Source organism: uncultured Gemmiger sp. (assembly GCA_944388105.1).
In the GTDB taxonomy this organism is placed as follows: domain Bacteria; phylum Bacillota; class Clostridia; order Oscillospirales; family Ruminococcaceae; genus Gemmiger.
On record CALXHN010000145.1, the window covers coordinates 1 to 3,769 of the forward strand.

General features: G+C 59.8%; 4 protein-coding genes. All 4 read right to left on the reverse strand.

Annotation, left to right across the window (positions count from 1 at the left end; translation table 11 throughout):
* Positions 1–632: phage minor capsid protein (locus Q0K17_RS10790; protein ID WP_366776946.1), on the reverse strand; the 632-nt coding region annotated here is incomplete at its 3' end.
* Complete coding sequence (locus Q0K17_RS10795; RefSeq protein ID WP_294542915.1) at positions 629–964, reverse strand: hypothetical protein; 336 nt, start codon at positions 962–964, stop codon at positions 629–631. The genes Q0K17_RS10790 and Q0K17_RS10795, both read right to left, overlap by 4 nt.
* 124 nt (positions 965–1,088) lie before the next feature.
* Positions 1,089–2,105, reverse strand: coding sequence for an ATPase P (locus Q0K17_RS10800; protein WP_294542916.1), 1,017 nt, complete (start codon positions 2,103–2,105; stop codon positions 1,089–1,091).
* Positions 2,106–2,209: 104 nt separating this feature from the next.
* Positions 2,210–3,715, reverse strand: coding sequence for a carbon starvation CstA family protein (locus tag Q0K17_RS10805; protein WP_294542917.1), 1,506 nt, complete (start codon positions 3,713–3,715; stop codon positions 2,210–2,212).
* Between the last annotated feature and the right edge of the window lie 54 nt (positions 3,716–3,769).

A 3,769-nucleotide genomic window follows, 5' to 3' on the forward strand; every position in this document is an offset into this window, starting at 1 on the left:
ACCAGCACGGTATCGATGCCCATACGCTCCCGCTTCTGGGCTTCTCCCAGCAGCATGGCCCGGGTGTTGGAGGTGCGCAGCGCCATCTCGGCATAGGTGGCGATATTGACCCGGCGCCCGTTCTTATACCGGATGCAGGTGATGCCCTGTACCAGGAAATCCTTGACCGCCAGATCCACCGCCTGCTGCATGGTGACGCCGCCGGCAGTCAGAACCGCGTCCGCCCGCAGGATGGTGCGCCGGTACACGTCGTCCATATACCGCAAGGCCGCCTTCTGCACGTCGGCCTCGCTGGCGGTCATTTCATCGATGAGCGCCCCTACTTTATCGGAATTGACGCCAAAGAAAGCCTGCTCGGTGCCGTCCGCCTCGGCAAACTGCTCTTTCAGCATGGTTCGTGTCTCGGTGTCGATGCGGGAAGAGAACTCGTCCACGATCTTCTGGTTCTGCTGGCGGAACTTGTTCAGGCTGCGCAGCTTTTCCGCCTGCCAAGCGGGCCAAGCTGCGGGGACGCCATCCTTGCCGCCCTCCGCCTTTTCCTGATCCTTGTGGCGCCGCAGGTTGCGCTTGAGCGACTGGATCAGTCGCAGTTCCAGGTCGGCAAAGAGGTCGGCGATATCCCGGGCGGTCATTTCAGGCTATCCCCGCCCAGGGACGGCTCTTCCAGTTCGGCAATACCCCGTTCATTCAGGATGCGCCGCACCTCCGCCGCCTTCCAATCGTCGTCCTTGCTGGACCCCCACAGTTCATCCACCTGTGCCTGCACGCTCATGATGCCGCCGGTGGCCGCGCTGGACAACGTCTTGACCCGGCTGTCGAAGTCGGGGGCACCGTATTCCCCGAAGCTGACGGTGGCCTTATATGTCCCCGGCATCTTTCCGGCCAGGATGTCCGCCGCAGCCAGTGCGGTCTGGGCCAGCTGATGTCTGCAATCGGTGCAGCTAAAAGCTGAGGCAATTTCCACAGCACCTTTCTGAAACGTTCTTGAACGGCATCTGGCCCCCGGGAAAAACGGGGCAAGAAGTCGGACCATCTCCGAAACAAAAAACGCCCCGCAGATGTCTCCATCTGCGGGGCTGTTGAGCTTTTTACTGATATTGCGCATTGAGGAACATGGGTTTGATGGCCACGACCTCGTCGTACTCTTCCTGTTCCACCTGCACATCGGCGTTCAGGGCTTTCAGATCCTGCTTGACCACATCCAGGGCTTCCGCCGCGGAATCGGCCCTGCCGTCCAGCACCGCCCGCTGCATGCGACGCAGCACAATGGGATGGGCATAGCGGACCGGCACCGGGAAGTTTTGGAGGGAAGACAGGTACTGTTCCATATCGTCCATGGACGTCTTTTCCTGCCTGAGGATGCTGCCACGGTTGTTGCGGGCGGTGGGCAGCACACTGAATCCGGCAAAGGTAAAGACAGCCGCCAGCCCGAACAGGGCAAAGTAAACGCTGAAACCGCCCTTGCCCATGAGCAGGGACCATAACCCGTACACGATCCCCGCAAACCCCAGGGCCGTGATAGCCATGGCCACCCACCGGTAGCTGGGGCTGGAGCGCTCATAGGCGCGCCTGCGCTGTGCCGCACGGCTTAAGGCGCTGCTCAGTTCCGGCTTTTGTTCCAGGTAATCAATGGCCTGCTGCAGTTCCTTCACCACCTGTTGGCCGTGGGGTGTCAGGGGCGGACGGTTGCGTTCGGCTTCCTCTTTTTCGGCCTGCCGCTTGGCCAGCCGCTCTTCGGCCGCGGCACTGACCAGCTTGATCTGCGGCTGCTCCTTTGCCAGCTTTTCCAGGAAGGCGTCCACCTGCTCCTCATGCTTGAAGTTGCACTGCTTCTGCTGTCCGTTGTCATACACCACCACCAGGTAGGGCATACTGGCAAACACGCCTTTTCCGGTGTAGCCGCCGCGGCTCATGGCCACCCGCTTGAACACCCGCTGCACCGCCGAGATGGGGATGTAATAGCGGCGGTCGATGAAAAAGCTGTTCAGGTACAGTGCCTTTTTGCCCAGGCCGCAGGGGCCGATCTTGCGGCAGTTCTTTTTGTCAATTTCCAGTTCCCAGGGTTCCAGGCGGGAGGTACTGAGAGGATAGGGTTTGAAGATCATGGCGGAAAACCTCGCTTGTGTGGAAGATGCGCCAACACAAAAGCCGGCCGCCTTTGAACAGCGGCCGGCTCTCAGTTGTACGTTGCCGGCTCAGCCGCGCAGGATCAGGCCTGCGCTTTTGCCGAATGTCTCTTGGTGGCCATCAGGAAGATGACGAGCAGAGCAATGGCGAAAATGATGCCGATGGGATAGGCAACCGCGGTGTTGTACACGGTGGCGCCGTCGGCCGTCTTGCCGTTGACCAGGCCGCCCAGGCATTCCGGAGCCAGGATGAAGTAGGTGCTGGAAACCGCGCTCATGAAGGTGGCGGGCACAGCGGTGATCCAGAAGTTCTTCTTCTCAACGAACAGGAACATGGAAGCAGCCCACAGAACGATCATGGCCAGGGTCTGGTTGGTCCAGCTGAAGTAACGCCAGATCACGGTGTAATCGATGTAGCCCAGTGCATTGCCGATGCCCAGAACGGCACCAACGCCCAGCACGGGGATGCAGAGCTTCAGGCGGTTGACATAGGAACCCTGATCGATCTTGAACCAGTCGGCCAGGGTCAGACGGGCGGAACGGAACGCGGTATCGCCGGAAGTGATGGGGCAGACAACCACGCCGATCATGGCCAGCGCGGTGCCGATACCGCCCATGGTGCGGGAGCAGACGTCATAGATGGCAGCAGACTGACCTTCCGCCAGCGCAGCCGCCAGACCGGTGTTCAGACCGCCGGTGACTTCATACAGAGCGCAGCCGGCAGCAGCCCAGATCAGGGCGATGATGCCCTCGGCGACCATGGCGCCGTAGAAGACGAAGTGGCCCTGTTTCTCGCTCTTCATGCAGCGCGCCATCAGGGGCGACTGGGTGGAGTGGAAACCGGAGATGGCACCGCAGGCCACCGTGATGAACATGAAGCTCCAGATGGGGGTGGCGGAGGGGTGCATATTGTACAGATGGGTCCAGATTTCGGGGATGGTGAATTCGGGGTTGGTGTAGATGCCGATAATGACACCGATGGCCATGATGACCAGGCAGATACCGAATACAGGATAGATCTTGCCGATGATCTTATCAATGGAGATAAAGGTCGCGATGAAGTAGTAGATGAGGATCAGGACCAGCCAGAACAGGGTGGTGGCCAGGAAGCCGGTGGCACCGAAGTTCTTGCACAGGGTGACGATCAGGCCTGCAGGGCCCACCGCAAAGACGGTACCGACCATGATCAGCAGCACCACCGAGAACACACGCATGACGTTCTGCATGGCGTGGCCCAGGTATTTGCCGGTGACTTCGGCGATGGAGCCGCCGTCGTTGCGTTCACTGATCATACCGGAGAAGTAGTCGTGAACGCCGCCCGCAAAGATGGTACCGAAGGTGATCCACAGGAACACGATGGGTCCCCACAGAGCACCCTGCATGGCGCCGAAGATCGGTCCCAGGCCAGCGATGTTCAGCAGCTGGACCAGGAACAGCTTCCACTGAGGCATCACGACGTAGTCAACGCCGTCATTGATGCGCACGGCGGGAGTTTCGCGGTCGTCCGGGCCGAAGGTGTTGTCGACGACTTTGCCGTAAGTAAAGTAGCCGATCAGCAAAATGGCCAGACAGATAACAAAACTTACCATAAAGATTCCTCCCATTATTATTTCAGCACCGTTTCGCGCGGTACTGTTTGAAAC

Coding starts and splice junctions, on each gene's coding strand:
- Q0K17_RS10800 (WP_294542916.1), bottom strand. CDS start 2,105: ATGATCTTCAAACCCTATCCTCTCAGTACCTCCCGCCTGGAACCCTGG.
- Q0K17_RS10805 (WP_294542917.1), bottom strand. CDS start 3,715: ATGGTAAGTTTTGTTATCTGTCTGGCCATTTTGCTGATCGGCTACTTT.